Source organism: Actinophytocola sp. (assembly GCF_036555685.1).
Classification (GTDB): Bacteria; Actinomycetota; Actinomycetes; order Mycobacteriales; family Pseudonocardiaceae; genus Actinophytocola.
Window position 1 is genome coordinate 1 of sequence record NZ_DATBKY010000113.1, and the last position, 16,521, is coordinate 16,521.

At 71.2% G+C, this 16,521-nt stretch carries 15 protein-coding genes and 1 pseudogene; 8 read left to right on the forward strand and 8 right to left on the reverse strand.

The annotated features are described in order from the left end of the window. From VH969_RS11995 to VH969_RS12005, 3 genes and pseudogenes are all read left to right on the forward strand, one after another. Nucleotides 1-631: pseudogene (locus VH969_RS11995) on the forward strand (hypothetical protein); the annotation flags it as partial. Next, nucleotides 624-1,100: a DUF6187 family protein gene (locus VH969_RS12000; protein WP_331973780.1), complete on the forward strand. Its 477-nt coding sequence runs from the start codon at nt 624-626 to the stop codon at nt 1,098-1,100. The pseudogene VH969_RS11995 and the gene VH969_RS12000, both read left to right, overlap by 8 nt. Beyond that, nucleotides 1,075-1,620, forward strand: a complete 546-nt coding sequence (locus tag VH969_RS12005; protein ID WP_331973781.1) for a carboxymuconolactone decarboxylase family protein — start codon at nt 1,075-1,077, stop codon at nt 1,618-1,620. Before VH969_RS12000 ends, VH969_RS12005 begins: the two co-directional genes overlap by 26 nt. 1 nt (nt 1,621) lies before the next feature. On the opposite strand, the gene VH969_RS12010 is transcribed toward VH969_RS12005, so the two are convergent. The 3 genes from VH969_RS12010 to VH969_RS12020 form a co-directional block, all read right to left on the reverse strand. Then, nucleotides 1,622-2,425, reverse strand: a complete 804-nt coding sequence (locus VH969_RS12010) for an AfsR/SARP family transcriptional regulator (RefSeq protein WP_331973782.1) — start codon at nt 2,423-2,425, stop codon at nt 1,622-1,624. A 278-nt stretch (nt 2,426-2,703) separates the two neighbouring features. Beyond that, nucleotides 2,704-2,907, reverse strand: coding sequence for a transcriptional regulator (locus tag VH969_RS12015; protein WP_331973783.1), 204 nt, complete (start codon nt 2,905-2,907; stop codon nt 2,704-2,706). A 35-nt stretch (nt 2,908-2,942) separates the two neighbouring features. Continuing rightward, a complete protein-coding gene (locus tag VH969_RS12020; RefSeq protein ID WP_331973784.1) occupies nt 2,943-3,881 on the reverse strand; it encodes a hypothetical protein in 939 nt (312 codons plus the stop codon). 201 nt (nt 3,882-4,082) lie between these two features. On the opposite strand from VH969_RS12020, the gene VH969_RS12025 reads away from it, so the two are divergent. Continuing rightward, nucleotides 4,083-4,217, forward strand: a complete 135-nt coding sequence (locus VH969_RS12025; protein ID WP_331973785.1) for a hypothetical protein — start codon at nt 4,083-4,085, stop codon at nt 4,215-4,217. 73 nt (nt 4,218-4,290) lie between these two features. Here the strand turns inward: VH969_RS12025 and VH969_RS12030 are convergent, their stop codons facing one another. The 4 genes from VH969_RS12030 to VH969_RS12045 form a co-directional block, all read right to left on the reverse strand. Next, nucleotides 4,291-7,332 carry an AfsR/SARP family transcriptional regulator gene (locus VH969_RS12030; RefSeq protein WP_331973786.1) on the reverse strand — a complete coding sequence of 1,014 codons (3,042 nt, stop codon included), beginning with the start codon at nt 7,330-7,332 and terminating at the stop codon, nt 4,291-4,293. A gap of 204 nt (nt 7,333-7,536) precedes the next feature. Then, complete coding sequence (locus tag VH969_RS12035) at nt 7,537-8,340, reverse strand: AfsR/SARP family transcriptional regulator (protein WP_331973787.1); 804 nt, start codon at nt 8,338-8,340, stop codon at nt 7,537-7,539. A 258-nt stretch (nt 8,341-8,598) separates the two neighbouring features. Then, nucleotides 8,599-9,291, reverse strand: coding sequence for a hypothetical protein (locus VH969_RS12040; protein ID WP_331973788.1), 693 nt, complete (start codon nt 9,289-9,291; stop codon nt 8,599-8,601). A gap of 5 nt (nt 9,292-9,296) precedes the next feature. Next, nucleotides 9,297-10,250, reverse strand: a complete 954-nt coding sequence (locus VH969_RS12045) for a hypothetical protein (RefSeq protein WP_331973789.1) — start codon at nt 10,248-10,250, stop codon at nt 9,297-9,299. Between the two features lie 204 nt (nt 10,251-10,454). Here VH969_RS12045 and VH969_RS12050 point away from each other — a divergent pair, with 204 nt between their 5' ends. After that, a complete protein-coding gene (locus VH969_RS12050) occupies nt 10,455-10,670 on the forward strand; it encodes a hypothetical protein (protein WP_331973790.1) in 216 nt (71 codons plus the stop codon). A 148-nt stretch (nt 10,671-10,818) separates the two neighbouring features. Here VH969_RS12050 and VH969_RS12055 read toward each other — a convergent pair whose 3' ends face one another. Beyond that, the gene (locus tag VH969_RS12055; RefSeq protein ID WP_331973791.1) at nt 10,819-13,839 is read right to left on the reverse strand and encodes an AfsR/SARP family transcriptional regulator; all 3,021 of its coding nucleotides are present in this window, start codon (nt 13,837-13,839) and stop codon (nt 10,819-10,821) included. A 508-nt stretch (nt 13,840-14,347) separates the two neighbouring features. Between VH969_RS12055 and VH969_RS12060 the strand changes: the two genes are divergently transcribed. The 3 genes from VH969_RS12060 to VH969_RS12070 are packed head-to-tail and all read left to right on the forward strand — an operon-like array spanning nt 14,348 to nt 16,463. Then, nucleotides 14,348-15,175, forward strand: coding sequence for a winged helix-turn-helix transcriptional regulator (locus VH969_RS12060; protein WP_331973792.1), 828 nt, complete (start codon nt 14,348-14,350; stop codon nt 15,173-15,175). Nucleotides 15,176-15,196: 21 nt separating this feature from the next. Next, entirely contained in the window at nt 15,197-15,772 is a 576-nt protein-coding gene (locus VH969_RS12065) for a hypothetical protein (RefSeq protein ID WP_331973793.1), read from the forward strand. Nucleotides 15,773-15,776: 4 nt separating this feature from the next. After that, complete coding sequence (locus tag VH969_RS12070; protein ID WP_331973794.1) at nt 15,777-16,463, forward strand: DUF6239 family natural product biosynthesis protein; 687 nt, start codon at nt 15,777-15,779, stop codon at nt 16,461-16,463. Nucleotides 16,464-16,521: the final 58 nt, after the last annotated feature.

Sequence of the window (16,521 nt, forward strand, 5' to 3'; positions counted from 1 at the left end):
CGTCGTGGTCGTCGGCGCCGGGCTGACCGCCGCGCATCTCGTCCACGGCGCGCTCTCGCGTGGTGCGCGCGTGGCATGGGTGCTGCGCGCGGCCGCCGAGCGGTACCAGTGCTCGGACGTGAACGCCTCCTTCTTCCGCGCCGAGGGCCGGGCCCGCTTCGACAGCCGGCGGCAGCCGGTGTCGTGGGCCGACCGGCTCGCGTTGCTGGCCCGTGAGCGGCGGGCGTCGGTGATGTTCGAGTTCCGTCCGCTGCTGCACGCGGCCGAGGACGACGGCAGGCTCACCGTGCACCGCGGGACCGGGATCCGCGGGGTGTCCGGCGCGGGCGTCGAGCTCGCGGACGGTGCGACGGTGGCCGGCGACCATGTCGTGCTCGCGCTCGGCACGGTGCCGTCGATCGGCGCGGGGCTGCTGCCGGGCGAGGTGGTCGGCGCTCGTGACGGCTGGCCGGACCTCGACGAGCGCACGCTCACCTACAGCCGCGCGCCGCGGGTGTTCGCGGCCGGTGCGGCCGCGGGCATGGTGCTCGGCCCGGCGGGACGCAACCTCGACGGGCACCGGGTCGCCACCGCGCGGATCGCCTCGGCGATCGCCGCGCGCGTCCGGGACGAGGCGGTGGCTCATGTCTGACGAGCTCGACACCGTCTTCTCGCTGCCCGCGGTCGACGCCGATCCCGACACCGAGATCGGCATCCTGCTCATGGGGCTCGGCGCCGACCGGTTGCTCGCCGGGCTGGGCGTGGCCTGCCGCGGTCCCGCCGAGCATCCGGCCACCGTGACGATGGTCGTCGACCAGCTGCGCCACGGCGTGCGGCAGGACCTCACCTTCGGCGACGCCGTCGCCGCCGGTGCGCGGCGCTGGCAGGTCGCGTGCCAGGGTTTCGCCGCGGCGAACCTGCGGCCGCGACCGCGCTCGGCGGCGCTGCGCCGGTTGTGGGCGGACGCCGCCCACGCGCTCGCCGGGGGTGCCGACGTGGCCCCGCAGCTGCGCACGGACGGCGCTGCGGAGCGGGTCTACCTGACCGCATGCTGGTTGCGGCCCGAGGAGATCACCCAGACCGCGGAGGCGCACGTTGTCCTACCTGAGCTCCCTTCCTGACGACGCCGTCCTGATGGACGTCTTCAAGCTCCACCCGCGGACGTCCCGGCCGCTGCTGGACTACCACGAGGTCGTCATGCGCGGGCCGGCGCCCTTCACGGTCGCCGAGCGCGAGCTGATCGCGGCGTACGTGTCCGGCGTCAACTCCTGCGGCTACTGCCACGGCGTGCACGCGGTGACGGCCGAAGTGTGCGGCATCGCCGAGGGTGCGGCGCCGGCGGCGGTCGCCGACCTGGACACCGCTCCGGTGCCGGAGCGGATGCGGCCGGTACTGCGCTACGCCGGCAAGCTCACCCGCACCCCGGCGGCGATCACCCGGGCCGACGCCGAGGAGGTGCTCGCCGCCGGCTGGGACGAGGAGGCGCTGCACTTCGCGGTCATGGTGTGCGCCCTGTTCAACTTCATGAACCGGATGGTCGAGGGGCACGGCATCACCGCGGGACCGGAGTACTTCGCGAAGTCCGGGCAGCGGTTGAAGGACACCGGATACGCCGGCCTGAACCGCCTGCTGGACGCGTAGCTCACCGGTTGAAGACGAACTCCGGGTCGTCGATCACGGCCTGCCCGGTCAGGATCCCGTGGTGCAGGCGGCGCAACCGGTGTGACGGCTCGACGCCCAGCTGGTCGGTCATGTCCGCCCGCAGCCGCCGGTAGGCCTCCAGCGCCTGGCTCTGCCGGCCCGAGCGGCACAGCGCCACCATCTGCTGGGCGCAGAAGTTCTCCAGCAGCGGATGCCGCGCGCACAGTGTCGCGAGCTCGCCGAGCAGCTGGTGGTGGCGGCCGAGGCGCAGGTCGGCCTCGATCCGCAGGTGCAGGTCCCCGAGCCGGTTCTCGTTCAGCCGCACGGCCTCGATGGCGAGCTGCGGGCCGGTCGCCACGTCGGCGAGCGCTGCGCCGCGCCACAGGTTCAGGCCCTCGCCGAGCGTCACCGACGCGCGTTCGTGGTCACCGGCGTTGACCGCCCGGCGCCCGGCCGCGGACAGCTGCTCGTAGCGGACCGCGTCGACGTCACCGGGCTCGAGGTCGAGCAGGTAGCCCGAGCGGCGCGTGACGAGCACGTCCTTCGCGGTGCGCGCCCCGTTTCCGGCCAGGGCGGCGTCCAGCTTTCTGCGTAACTTCAGGATGTACGTGTGCAGGGTCGGCAACCCGCTGCGTGGCGGCTCGCGGTCCCAGATCTCCTCGGTGAGCGCGTTCATGGTGACGACACGGCCGGCGTTGAGCGCGAGCATGGCCAGCGCCTGGCTGGGTTTGCTCGCCGTGAGCACGATCGGGACACCGCCGACGGATACCTCCAGCGGACCGAGAACCTTGATCTCAACTCGCATGACGGAACCTTTTCCCGTGCTTCGTGACATGACGAATTGCCCATCCAGCTGTGGCCGGATGGGCAATTCTTGTGCAGATCGCTCGCGCCAGATGTTTTTGGGCGCGCGAGTCCCGGAAAAAGCGTGACAGATGTTCAAGGCCATGTCAACCAGGGCTCGAGCGAGCATGGAGACGCCGCGGCGAATGCGCGCACAATGACTGGAAAATTGTCGGAGAAATGCAACAACGCGCCGCACCGGGTGGCGGCGGTTTCGAATTCGGCAGAATGACGGAACCGTCACATGGTGCCGGGGCTCCTCGATTCGACGACCAGTTCGTAGAGCTCGGCGATGTCATACTCGGCGCGGCCGGGCCGGCCGTAGCGAGTGAGCTTGCCCCGGCTCGCCCACTTGCGGATGGTGGGCTCGGTGACGCCGGCGAGCATTGCGGCCAGCTGCGTGGGGACCGTCCGGCGGGCGCGGCCGTTCCTCTGGCTCATCATGACGATCGCTCCAGTCGCGTGCGAGGTGGGTCCGTTCAGTTGGCGATCCGGACACCGAGGCTGGTGTGTGCGGCGACCTCGTAGATCCGGTAGGCGAGGTCGGCGTTGAGCTCGTGCCCCCCGAGCAGCTCCATCAGCACGATGTCGCCCGAGCGCCGCCGGTCGGCGTGCCGGCCGGTCAGCAACTGGACGAGGTCGCCAGCGATCCGGGGCTCGATGCCTAGGCGTCCGGTCGCGGTGCCCGCGGCCCGGGCGGCGAGACTGGTGGCGACGACATGGCGGTCGGGATGGTGGTCGACCAGTCCGAGGTCGTCGACGTAGACCTCGTCCACGTGGTCGACGAGCTCCGCCGGCAGGTCGGTGCCCGACGCGTTCACCAGCAATGCACCACGAGCAAGGTTGCCGATCCGCAGGCCGGCGAGGCCCTTCGCGAAACGGGAGTGGTCGGTGGTGACGACGAGGTTGGCCCCGAACACCGCGTCTGCGACGGTGGATACGACCGACAGGCCGATGCCGGACTTCTCGAGCTGCTCGGCGGTCTCCGCCCCCACCTCGTCGAGATCTGGACGGTCGCTGCACACGGCGACATGGCTGATGTCCGGCACGTGCCGGGCCAGCACCGAGAGCTGTGGCTCGGTGTCGGCGGGCGGGCCGATCACGGCCATCGTGACACCGCCGGAAACCAGCATCTCGCGGGCGGCGACGGCGGCCAGCACGACTGCCTGTGAGCTACGGAGGGTCTCGGCCGGCAGGACGCAGGTGCCCGTGACGTCGGGGTGGTCGAGCAGGACGAGACCGGTGCCGTTGCTTGCGGTGTCGCTCCACGAGATGAGCCGGCCGCGTGAGCGGCTGTCGTGTCCCGCGCGGCCGACGGTGCGGTCGATCAGGAACTCGGCCATCGTCGCGACCGGGTCGATCACGTCGAGCGCTCGCCACACCTCGCGGGAGCCCAGCTGCAGAACCGTTCCGGTCATCGGGAGTGGTTCCGTCCGAGTCATTACGTCAATCTCGCGGAGCGCCCTACCGAAGCTCTATCGACTCGCTATCGCCGGACGATAGCGGCCCCGGATCGAACGAATGTCAACCGAAGGCAAGCCGTTGTTGACTGGCACTCGAGCGGGGCCCGCTGCCAAACGAACTCGAATCCATGTCTCGGAGGCTTTCCAATGTTCGTCGTGCGAAGAATTGCCGTGTCCGTAATCGCCCTGTTGGTCGGGCTGTCCGCGATGTCCGTGCCCGCCGCCGCGGCCGCCGGCGCCCAGGCGCCCGTCGTGACGTGCGACAACGACTGGCACGTGCCGTGCGCCTGATGGCCGGCCGGTAGCTGGAGGGGCTGGGCGGCAGGCGGTTCCGCGGGGAGTACGGCCTGCCGCCCGCCGGCGTTCAGCGAAGGACGGCGCCGCCGCGGTCGCGCAGCAGCTCGCCGCGCAACCGGACGGCCGCCGCGGAGTTCATCGTGTGGAGCAGCTCGATGGCCTCGTCCAGGTCGCGGGCGGCCGGCGCGTCCTCGCCCCGGCCCAGGTGGATGTCCGACCGGAGGATCAGTGCCTTGGCCCGGCACATGGTCGAACCGAGCTCGGCGAACAGCTCGATGGCCGCGCCGACGTGGTCCGCGCCGGCGCTTTCGTGACCGCGGGCCAGCGCGATCTCGGCCAGCGCGTGGTGCGCGTTGCCCGCCACCATGCGTTCGCCGACCTGCTGGGCGAGGGCAAGCGCGTGCTGCAGGGTGGTCTCGGCGTTGTCCAGCCGCCCGGAGCGCTGGCGTACCACGCCGAGCCGGAAGAGCGCGTGCGCCTCGCCGATGCGGTCGCCGATGTCCCGGACGGTCAGCAGCACCCGGTTCAGCGCCTGGTGTGCCTGCTCCGCCTGGTTGACGAACAGGTGCAGCTCGGCGAACCGGTTCAGCACCTGCGCCTCACCGCGCAGGTAACCGACCTGCCGGCAGCGCTCGAGCGCGGCCTCGAGCAGGACCCGTGCATGGTCGGCGTCTCCCTCGTCGAGGCATACCTTGGCCATGTTCTGCAGGATGTAGGCCTCGCCGACGTGGTCGCCGACCGCGCGTATCTTCCGCAGCGCCACGGCGTACTTCGCCATGATCGTCGCGTTGCCGTCGAGCAGGCGGTCGATGGTCGCGGAGTTGCGCAGCGCGAGCGCGTAGCCGTGCTCGTCGCCCACGGCCTCGAAGATCTCCAGCGCGTCGGCGAAACAACACCTGGCTTCGTTGAGCCGGGTCTGGTGCGAGTGCATCGCGCCGAGCGAGTACAGCACCGCTGCGCGGCCACGCATGTTGCCGGCCGTGTCCGCGACGGCGAGGGCGCGTTCGGCGGTGTCCCGCCAGTCGTCGAACTGGCCCTTCACCTCGAAGAGCGTCACCGAGGTGAGCGCGAGGTCCCAGCATGCCTCGGCCATGCCGTAGTCGGCGGCGAGATGGACGGCCGACACGAGCGAGCGGCGCTCGGTCTCCAGCCAGTCCATGTGGTCGCCCATCTCGTCGGCCTCTTCCAGCTCCGGTCCGGCGGGCCAGCGCGGCGCGGTGCCGTGCAGGATCGTGTAGTCGCCGCCGAGCTCCTTGCGGTGGGCGTGCTCGGCCCGGGCCAGCCAGGCGCCAACCAGCCGCTCGACCGTCGCGGTGCGCTCGGCTTCGGTCTCCTCGGCGGCCAGGCACTCGTCGGCGAACACCCGGATCAGGTCGTGGAAGCGGTAGCGCAGCCGTTCGCCCGGGTACTGCACGGTGTCCAGCAACTGCGCCTCGACGAGGCTCTCCACCACCTCGATGGCCTCGAAGGGTGTCGTGTCGAGCAGCGCGGCGGCCGTCCACGCCGGGAAGTCGGGGGACGTGACCAGTGCGCACCGGCGGAACAGCCGCTGCGCGACGGCGGGCAGCGCCCGGTAGCTCAGGCCGAAGGTGGACCGCAGCACGAGGCCGCGGTAGGACAGCTCGTCCAGCCGCCGCACGGTGTTGCGCAGCCGGGCGACCAGCACGTCGATGCGCCAGTGCCGGCGCGAGGCGAGCCGGGCGCCGGCGATCCGGATGGCCAGGGGGAGCCCACCACACAAGTTGACCAGCTCGAGTGCCGCCTCCGGCTCGGCCTGCAGCCGGGCCGGGCCGACGATCGTCGTGAGCAGCTCCAGGGAGCGGTTCACGTCGAACACGTCGACGTCGATCCGGTGTGCGCCGGGCAGGCCGGACAGCCGCGCCCGGCTGGTCACGATCACCGCGCACTCCGGCCCGGCCGGCAGCAGGGGGAGCACCTGGTCCTCGTCCGTGGCGCCGTCCAGCACCACCAGCACCTTCTTGTCGGCCACGCGGCTGCGGTACAGCTCGCGGCGCTCCTCGTCGTCGTCGGGCAGGGCGCTGCCCGCGATGCCGAAGGCGTGCAGGAAGCGGGCGAGCAGGTTGCGCGTGCGGTCCTCGCCGTCGGGGGACGCGAGATCGCCGTAGAGGTGGCCGTCGGGGTAGCCGTCACGCAGCTCGTGCGCGGCCCGCACGGCGAGGGTCGACTTGCCGACGCCGCCCTTGCCGGAGATCGCGACGATGCGCACGCCGTAGCCGCCCGGCCGTCGGCCGTCGCCGTCGAGCGCACGCTTGATCTCGGCCAGCTGCGAGTGCCGGCCGGTGAAGTCCGCGATGCTCGCCGGCAGCCCGCGCGGCACGACGGACTGTTGCGCGTCCATGCCCGCCGCGGCCACGGCGTCGATGCCGACCACCGCGACGTCGAGCTCGGGATCCTGGTCGAGGATCGCGGTCTCGAGCCGGCGCACGCTCTGGCCGAGCTCGATCCCGAGCTCGGCCAGGAACGTGACACGCGCCTGCCGGCATACCTCGAGCGCATCGGCCTGGCGTCCGGACCGGTACAGCGCGAGCATCAGGTACTCGTAGAGCCGCTCCCGTAATGGATGCTGCCTGACCAGTGCGAACAGCTCGTCGACGACCTCGGCGCGCCGGCCGAGCGCGAGGTCGAGGCGGATCCGTTCCATGATCGCGCCCACCCGCGCCTCCTCGAGCCGGGCCGCACCGTGGCGAAGCAGCTCGGACCCCATGTCGGCCAGCGCCGCGCCGCGCCACAGCGACAGCGCACTGCGCAGCGTGGCGACCGCCTCGGAGATGCGGCCCGCCGCGACGTGGACCCGTGCGGCGGCCACCAGGCCGTCGAACTGGGCCACGTCGAGGCTGGTCTCCGGGATCTCGAGCACGTATCCGGGTGGGCAGGTGCGGATCCGTGCGGTGCCGCCGGCATCGGCGAGCACCCTGCGCAACCCCGACACGCAGATCTGGATCTGCGCGCGTGCCGTGGTCGGCGGCGCCGTGGCCCAGATCGCGTCGATGCACTGCTCGATCGGAACCAGGCGGTTGGCGTTGAGCGCGAGCATCGCGAGCACCACCCGCTGCCGGGTGCCGCCGAGATCGCGTTGCTCGCCGCCCACGGCTAAAGTAAGTGGCCCGAGCAGTCGTAACACCAGCACGGTTTGCCCCCCGTCTTCGGGCCAGTCTTCCACTGTGCCTTCGCTGGAGCTGCCTGTAAATAACCCACGACGGAATGTTGCCGATTGCTGCAATCAGCCCATGCCGGCCCCGGCCCACGTTCGGCCGGTAAGCCGCAGTGGGCCGCCGTGGGCCGTCGTGGGCAGCTACGCGCTGTAGACGAACTTGGGGTCGTCCATCGCGGCGTGGCCGGTCAGGATCGCGTTGTGCAGCCGGCGCACCCGCGCGGACGGCTCGACCCCCAGCTGTTCCACCATGCTCGCGCGCAGCCGGCGGTAGGCCTCGAGAGCCTGGCTCTGCCGCCCCGAGCGGTAGAGCGCCATCATGTGCTGCGCGCAGAAGTTCTCCAGCAGCGGGTGACGCGCGCACAGCGTGGCGAGCTCGCCGAGCAGCTGATAGTGGCGGCCCAGTCGCAGGTCGGCGGCGATCCGCAGGTGCAGGTCGGACAGCCGGTTCTCCTCCAGTCGCATCGACTCGATGGCCAGCTGCGGGCCGGCCGGCACGTCGACGAAAGCCGGCCCGCGCCACAGTTCCAGCGCCTCGCCGAGCATGCGTGAGGCGGTCTCCGAGTCACCCTCGTTGACCGCGGCCCGGCCCGCGGCGGACAGCCGGTCGTAGCGCACCGCGTCGACGATGTCGGGCTCGACGTCGAGCACGTAGCCGGAGCGGCGGGTGAGCAGGATGTCCTTCGAGCTGACCCCGGGCTGGCCGGCCAGCGCCTGTTGCAGCTTGCGACGTAACTTCAGGATGTAGGTGTGCAGCGTGGGCACCCCGCTGCGGGGCGGTCGGTAGTCCCAGATCTCCTCGGTGAGTGCGTTGACGGTCACCACGTGGCCGGCGTTGATCGCCAGCATCGCGAGCAGCTGGCTCGGCTTGTTCGCGGTCGGCACGATCGACACTCCGCCGACGGAGACTTCCAGGGGCCCGAGAACCTTGATTTCGATGTCCATGAGTAATAACCACTTTTCGATGAGAGTGCAGGAAAAATGCCCATCCGCGAAGATTCGCGGATGGGCATTCCGGCTTCGGTGGCGCCCTCGTCCTAAAAAGGGCGCACTGGGCCCAAGAAAAGCGTGACAGTTGATCTAGGGGTTGTCAACCTCAAATCGAGAAGATTTATTTCCGCTATGCTAATACGCCGAATTTGCTCCTCGGTCGGGAATTTTCCCGGGGAGCAAAATCGGCGCATATTCGAGCGCGAAATCAGGTCATTCCGCACTCTCCGCGGAAGATGGCGAGGAGCCGCGGTCGCGTGCCCCGCCGGCTTGCTGGCCCCACAACAACAACCATTGGTCCGGGGTCCAGAGATGTCCCGCCTCGCAGCAGACCTCGTAGGGCTCGCCGCCCTCGCGATGGGCCTCGGCGTGTACCGGCCGGCCGCAACCCGGCCGCGGGCAGCTGCCGACCGTCACGCGGAAGCCGCCGCTTGGCCGCAGCGCCTCGTCCACGGCTTTCGCCAGGTCGGTCAGCTCGTTCACCAGGTCGGGCGCCGCCGGATGTGCGCACAGCCACTGCACGTGTACCGCGAGGAACCGGGCCAGCGTGCGGATGTCGAGCACGTCGGGGCCGGTGACCCCACGCTCGCCGGCCACGAGCCCGCACCAGGAGGCAAGCACGCCGAGAATCTCCGACCGGACCTTGACCACCGCGTCGCGCAGCACGATGCCGTGCGGGGCATTGCCGCTCACCCGCTCGCGGATCCAGTGCGGCCTGGGATCGAGCATGTCGGCGCACACCTCGAACAGAACCGGCAGGTCGACCAGCTCCGCCTCCACATGATCCCGGCAGGTGGCGCACAGCCGCAGGCCCGGCGCCACCGGCGCGGGCACCGGCTCGCCGTCGTGGCGCCGGCTCATGCAGTGCAGCATGTTGCGGCTCGGCTCGGGTCCGCTTGTCCGCATGGTGCTCACTCCTGCTTCCCCAGTAGCGATCCGAGCCCGGCCTGCCTCGCGGCTTCGCAGATCCGATCGGCCAGCTCGGTGCTGAGCTCGGTGACTCCTAGTAGTTCTACCAGGACGATTCCGTCCACGCGCCGCCGCTGACCGATCCCGCCGGTCAGCAGCAGGCCGAGGTCGCCGACGATGCGGGGCTCGCGGCCGTAGGCCACGCCGCGGTCCTCGCTCGCCGCCGCGACGTGGGCGGCGACCACGTACCGGCCGCTGTGGGCCGCGAGCAGGCCCAGGTCGTCGACGTAGACGTCGTCGACCCGGTCGACCAGCTCTCTCGGCAGGTCGTGGCCGGTTGCGTTGACCAGCACCGCCCCGCGGGCGAACTGCCCAAGGCGCAGCGCGTCCAGGTACTCCCGCGCGGGGCCGTGGCCGGCGACGATGACCAGGTTGGCCCCGAACACCGCGTCGGCCGGCGAGCCGGCGACCGTGAGCCGGATACCGCTGAGCTCCAGCTGGTCGACCTGCTCGGGCGGGATCGCGGCGGCGTGTCCGGCCTCGTCCACGTCCGCGAGGTGGACGGCGACGTGGCTGATGTCCGGCATGTGCCGCGCGATCACCGCGAGATGCGGCTGGACCGCGGCGGCCATGCCGACGAGTGCCACCGTGACACCGCCCGGCACCATGAGCTCACGGGCGGCGAGCGCGGCGAGCGCGGCCGACCGGACCAGCCGCAGGCTGGCGGCCGGGACGATGCAGGTCATCAGGCCCGGTGCCGGCTCCAACGCCAGCGCGTCGGGCTCGTGGCGGGGTGTCCCGGTCCAGGGCACCAGCCGGCCCGGTAACCGTCGCTCGGCACCGGCGGGGGCGATGGTCCGGCCGATGAGGTCCTCGGCGACCGTGGCGACGGGGTCCATCGCACCGATCGCCCGTCGTACGTCGTCGCTCCCGAGCTGAATGAGCTGCTCGCTCATGGCTGCCCCTTACTCACCTGCGCGCTGTGCGCGTCACGTTCCCCGCTTTCCCTACCGGCGCCCTATCCAGGCGCTATCGCCTTTGGATAGCGCCGATTAAAGCGCGCGAGGGTCAACTAAAGGCGAGCCATCGTTGACTCGTTCTCGAGCGGGTTCCCGCAGAAACGAAAGCCAAGAAACAACGGAGGCATCGCCGTGTCCGCCATGCGCAAGTTCGTCGTGTCCGCCGCAGGTCTGTTCATCGGGATCGTCGGAATCGTCGTCACCGTGCCGGCCGGAAATGCCGCCGCCGACGGCCCCTGGGGCGCGCCGAACAACAATATCGTCGCCGACGGTCCGTGGGGTTCGCCGAGCAATATCCTCGCCGACGGTCCCTGGGGTTCGCCGAACCCGGTCGTTTCCGCCACGGCCGCGAATTGAGTGTGCCCGTTGTTCAGCGCGGTTTCCGGCTAGCGTGTCGGACGGTTCTGCCGGCAAAAGGCACGAATACGCCGGGCCTGTTGAGACAACTGCACCTCGTCGCCCGCCGGGCCGCCCTCAGGCAGCCCAGGCGGGCGGCCGCGTTTCGTCAGTCGAACCGGCGCCGGTCGCCACCGGTCGCGGCGTTGCCGTCGAGCAGCGCGCGGTGGTTGGCTGCCAGCTCCTCGCGCAGGCGCGCCGCTTCCGCCGAGCCGACCTCGCCGAGCAGCTCGATGCCCTGCTCGATGTCGTCGACGGCCAGGTCGGTGGCTCCGCGGCCCTGGTGGATGTCGGAGCGCAGGAGCAGGGTTTTCGCGTGCCAGACCGTCGAGCCCAGCTCCGTGAACAGCCGCAGCGCCTCCTCGACGTGGTCGGCACCGGCCGCCGTCTGGCCGCGGGCCAGCGCGATCTCGCCCAGCGCGTGGAGCGTCTGCCCCTCGATCACGCGCTCGCCGGCCTGGCGCGCCACGGACAACGCGTGCTGCAGGGTGACCTCCGCGTTGTCCAGCCGGCCGGTCCGCTGCCGGACCACGCCCAGCCGGTACAGCGCGTGCGCCTCGCCGATGTGGTCGCCCATGTCGCGCACGATCAGCAGCACCCGGTTCAGCGCCCGGTGCGCCTCCTCCACCCGGTTGCTGAGCAGGTGCAGCTCGGCGAAGCGGTTCAGCACCTGCGCCTCACCCCGCAGCCAGCCCACCCGGCGGAAGCATTCCAGCGCGACCTCCAGCATGCCCTTGGCCCGCTCGACGTCACCCTCGTCGATCCATGCCTTGGCGAGGCCCTGCAGGGTGTGCGCCTCGCCGACGTGGTCGCCGACGGCGCGCATCTTCGCCAGCGCCGCCTCGTACTGCGACAGCATTTCCGCGTTCCGGTTGCGCAGCCGGTTCACCATCGCGGAGCTGCGCAGCACCAGCGCCGCGCCGTGCTCGTCCCCCTCGGCCTCGAAAAGCTCCAGCGCCCGCGCGAAGCACGGCGCCGCCTCGCCGAGCCGCCGCTGGTTCATGTGCAGCGAGCCCAGCGAGTACAGCATCGCCGCCTGGCCGCGCCGGTCGCCGGCCTGCTCGGTGGCGGCCAGCGCGACTTGCGCGGTCTCCCGCCAGTCGTCGAAGTGGCCCTTCACCTCGAACAGCGTGACCAGCGTCAGTGCCAGGTCCCAGCACAGCTCGGTGTTGCCGGTCTCCGCGGCGAGGTGCACGGCGGCCACGAGCGAGCGGCGTTCGGACTCGAGCCACTCGATCGAGTCGTCGAACTCGTCCAGCTCGTCGCTCGACGACCAGCGCGGCACCGAGCTGTGCAGGATCGTGTAGTCGCCGCCGAACTCCTTGCGGTGGGCCCGCTCCGCACCCGCCATCCAGGCGCCGAGCAGGCGCTCGGCGGCATCGGCACGCTCGTCCGCAGGCTCCTCCTCGGTCAGCCGCTCGGCCGCGAACACCCGGATCAGGTCGTGCATGCGGTAGCGCAGCCGCTCGCCTGGGTACTGAACCGTGTCCACGAGCTGCGCCTCGACCAGGCCTTCGACGACCTCGGCCGCGTCGAACGGGTCCATGTCCAGCAGGGCGGCGGCGGTCCAGCCGGGGAAGTCGGCCGTGCTGATCAGGGCGAAACGCCGGAAGAGGGCCTGCTCGACCTCGGAGAGGTCGCGGTAGCTCAGGTTGATGTTGGAGCGCAGCCCGAGCCCCCGGTAGGACAGCTCGTCGAGCCGGCGCACGGTGTTGCGCAGGCGCGCGACCAGGACGTCGATGCGCCAGTGCGGGCGCGAGGCGAGCCGCGCCCCCGCGATGCGGATCGCGAGCGGCAGCCCGCCGCACAGGCTGACCAGCTCGACCGCGGCGGCCTTCTCGCCGGCGACCCGTTGCGCGCCCACGATCTTGCTCAGCATCTCCAGCGAGCCGTCGACGTCGAACACGTCGATGTCGACCGGGTGGGCGCCCGGCAGCCCGCTCAGCGGCGTCCGGCTGGTGACGATCAGCGCACAGCCGGGACCGGCCGGCAGCAGCGGTATGACCTGGTCCTCGCTGGTCGCGCCGTCCAGCACGACCAGCACCCGCTTGCTCGCCATCCGGCTGCGGTACAGGTCGGTGCGCTCGTCGTCGTCCTCCGGCAGTGCGGAACCGTCCACGCCCAGCGCGCGCAGGAACCTGTTCAGCACGCCCCGCACGCGGTCCTCGCCCTCGGCCGCCCCGAGGTCGCCGTAGAGGTGACCGTCCGGGTACACGTCGCGCAGCTCGTGCGCGGCCCGCACGGCGATGGTGGACTTGCCCACGCCACCCTTGCCGGAGATGGCGACGATCCGCATCCCGTAGCGCTCGCGCGGGGAGTCGTCGGACAGCGCCCGGACGATCTCGTCCAGCTGGTCGTCCCGGCCGGTGAAGTCCGCGATCGTGGCCGGTAATCGCCGCGGCACCGCCGACTGGGCGAGGCCGGCCGCGGTCCCGCCCTGCATCCCGCCGCTCGGCCCGGTCGACGGGAGATCGAGCTCGGGGTCGCGGTTGAGTATCGCCGTCTCCAGGCGGCGGATGCTCTGTCCAGGTTCGATGCCGAGCTCGTCGACCAGCGTGGTGCGAGCCAGCCGGCACGCCTCGAGCGCCTCGGCCTGCCGGCCCGACCGGTACAGCGCGAGCATCAGGTACTCGTACAGCCGCTCCCGCAGCGGGTGCTCCTTGACCAGCACGGTCAGCTCGCCGACGACCTCCTCGTGCCGGCCGAGCGCGAGGTCGAGCCGCACCCGTTCCATGATCGCGGCGAGCCGGGCGTCCTCCAGCTGCGCCGCCTCCCGCCGCAGCGGCTCGCTCTCGATCCCGGCCAGGGCCGGACCGCGCCACAGGCCGAGCGCGCTGCGCAGCGTGGCGACAGCCTCGGAGATGCGGTCCTCGTCGACGTGGGTCCGCGCGGACCGCACCAGGTTGGCGAACTGATGCGTGTCCAGCTCGGCGTCGGCCACCTCCAGGACGTATCCGGGGGGCCGGGTGGCGATCGTCATCGGTGCCCCGGCCAGCGCGCGGCGCAACCCGGAGATGCAGATCTGGATCTGTGCCCGGGCGGTGGTCGGCGGCGAGATGTACCACACGGCGTCGATGAGCTGCTCGACCGGAGTAACCCGATTGGCGTTGAGCGCCAGCATGGCGATCACGATGCGTTGCCTGGTCCCGCCGAGGTCTCTCGTTCTGCCGTCGACCGAAAGTTCCAGAGGGCCCAACAAACGCAGTGCCAACAGTTCTCCCCTTCGCGGGTCCTCGGGAACCCGACGACCCCAGACTGCGGCGCCGCTCTCGCCCGCACGTGCAACTTGCACACCGGCTGGTCAGCCGGGTTCTGTGTTCCGCCTCGGCTCAGTGTTCCACACCGTCGCAACGTTCCAGCCGGTATGGCGCGAATGGACTATTGCGTTTCACAATGCGCAATACCAGGCGTGATCTGGCGAATACGGCACTTCGCAACCGCCGTGCTGTAATGGTTCATCGCAGCGTGCCGGGCCTTGCGCAAACCAGGAGATGCGCCGGGCGCGGGTCCGGTCCGACGATGGGTCCGCACGGTCGAATCCTGACGTCACGGGCCTCGAAACCAGTCGTGCGGCGCTGTCCGGATCACGCGGTATCAGCAGGAGCTCGTGCCAGGCGAACAGATTGGACGCTGCGCAAATGACTGAGTCGACGTGGAAGGTCGTCATGGACGGGGACGGCGTCACGATCTCCGGTGACCAGTTCAGTCTGACCACAAACGGCTCGGACCCACGCAACATGGAGACCGTCGTTTCGGAGTTGCAGAGCGTGACCCGGGCTACCTATGGGCAGTACTGTGGTCTTTCCCGCGCTATCGAGATGGTCGGCGAACGCTGGGGCCTGCTGATCATCAGGGACCTGCTCGTGAGTCCGAAGACCGAGGCCGAACTGAGCCGGGGGCTGCCGTTGATTCCGGCCCGCTTGCTGTCCATGCGCCTGAGGGAGCTGACGTTCAGCGGCGTCATCACGCCGGTCGACGGTTCGGCCGGCGCGGACGCCGCGGACGCGCACGGCGAATCGGGTGCCGGGCGGCGCTACGAGCTCACCGAGTACGGGCGCGCCCTGGAGGACACCGTGCTCGCGCTCGGCCGGTGGGGGGCGATGGCGCTCGCCGCGCCGCGGCCGGAGGACGTCGTCACCGAGGACGCCGTGCTGAGCGCACTGAAGTCGACGTACCACCGAGACGCCGCCAAGGACGTCACGATGACGGTCGAGCTGCACGTCGGCGGCGTCGTCGTGCACACCGTCGTCGACGCCGGCCGCCTCGAGCTCCACCGCGGGCCGACATCGGACGCGGACCTCGTCGTCTACGCCGGCCTCGAGCTGAAGGCGCTGCTGAACGGGGACCTCACGCCGGCGGACGCGCTCGAGTCCGGCGACGTGACCGTCACCGGTTCCCCCGATCTGCTGGACCACTTCGTCGAGATGTTCCACCTCCCGCAGCTGCCGAGGCCGGTCGCGGCCTGACTCCCGAGGAGCGCATCCCACATGACGACGACCGCCGGTACGCGGCGACTGCTCGGCCCGGACGGCCTGCTCAACACGCGCCACCACAAGGCGGCCCTGATGGTGTTCATGGTCGTGGTGGTCGGGCACTGGGCGGAGCACCTCGTCCAGGCCTACCAGATCTACGTACTCGGCTGGCCACGGCCGCAGGCGGGCGGCCTGCTGGGCCTGGCCTTCCCGTGGCTGGTCAAGTCCGAGTGGCTGCACTACGGGTACGCGATCGTCATGCTGGTGGCCTTCATCGTGCTGCGACACGGGTTCGTCGGCCGCGGCCGGACGTGGTGGAACGCGGCGATGTGGATCCAGGTCTGGCACCACTTCGAGCACCTGCTGCTGCTCGTGCAGGCCATGACCGGCGCCTACCTGCTGGGCAAGCCGGTGCCGACCAGCATCGCCCAGCTCGTGTTCCCGCGGGTCGAGCTGCACCTGTTCTACAACGCGATCGTCTTCGTGCCGATGGTCGTCGCGATGGTCCTGCACCTGCGGCCGCGCCCCGAGGAGCGTGCCCTGATGCGGTGCTCGTGCGTGACGCCCGCACCGGCCGCCGCCGCGGCCTGAGCCGGTGACCTGGGGCGGAGCCGGGCCCGCGGCGGGGGAGCACCACGGTCATCTCGACCTGGGCATCGACATCGGTCCGGTCGTGCTGCGGATCGCGCTGCTCGCCGCGGTGCCGGCGGTGGCCGGGTTCGCGATGCTGCGGTGGGCGCTGCCCGAGCCGAGCCGGCGGGCGGTGGCCTGGGTGGTCGGCGCGGCGGCCGGTGCGGCGACACTGGAGCTGCTGCTCTCCGGTGGGCTGGACCTGCGGGAACAGCTCGTGCCGGTGTTGCTGGCGGCGCTCGCGCTGCCGATGTACCTCGCACTCTCCCGCGACCCGCGGTTCGCACCACGGGTGGCGACGGCCCGCCGGGGCGCCGTCTGGGTGTTCTGGCCGCTGGCCGTGGTGGCGGTGCTGCGGCTCGGCGCCGCCTGGTTCGGCACGTCGCCGCCCGGGCGGACCGCGACGGAGCTGCACACCGGCGTGGTGCTCGGCCTGGTCGCGATCGCCTGGTTCGGCATCGCCCGCCCGCGAGGGCGGGTGGTCACGATCAGCACGCGCGTCGGCGCCGCCGTGCTGGCCCTCGGGCTGGTCGCGGGCGCCGCGCAGGCGATGGTGCTCCGCCCGGGGCCGCCGCCGGGCCTCGCCGACGTGCAGACGGTCGACGTCGGCGGTGCCGCCCTCGACGTCGTCGTGCCGAACCCGCCGGGGTGAAACCTGGTGCGGGCCGGCGCGCCGGGCGTCGAGCTGGGCACCGGCCGCGGCCGGCTCC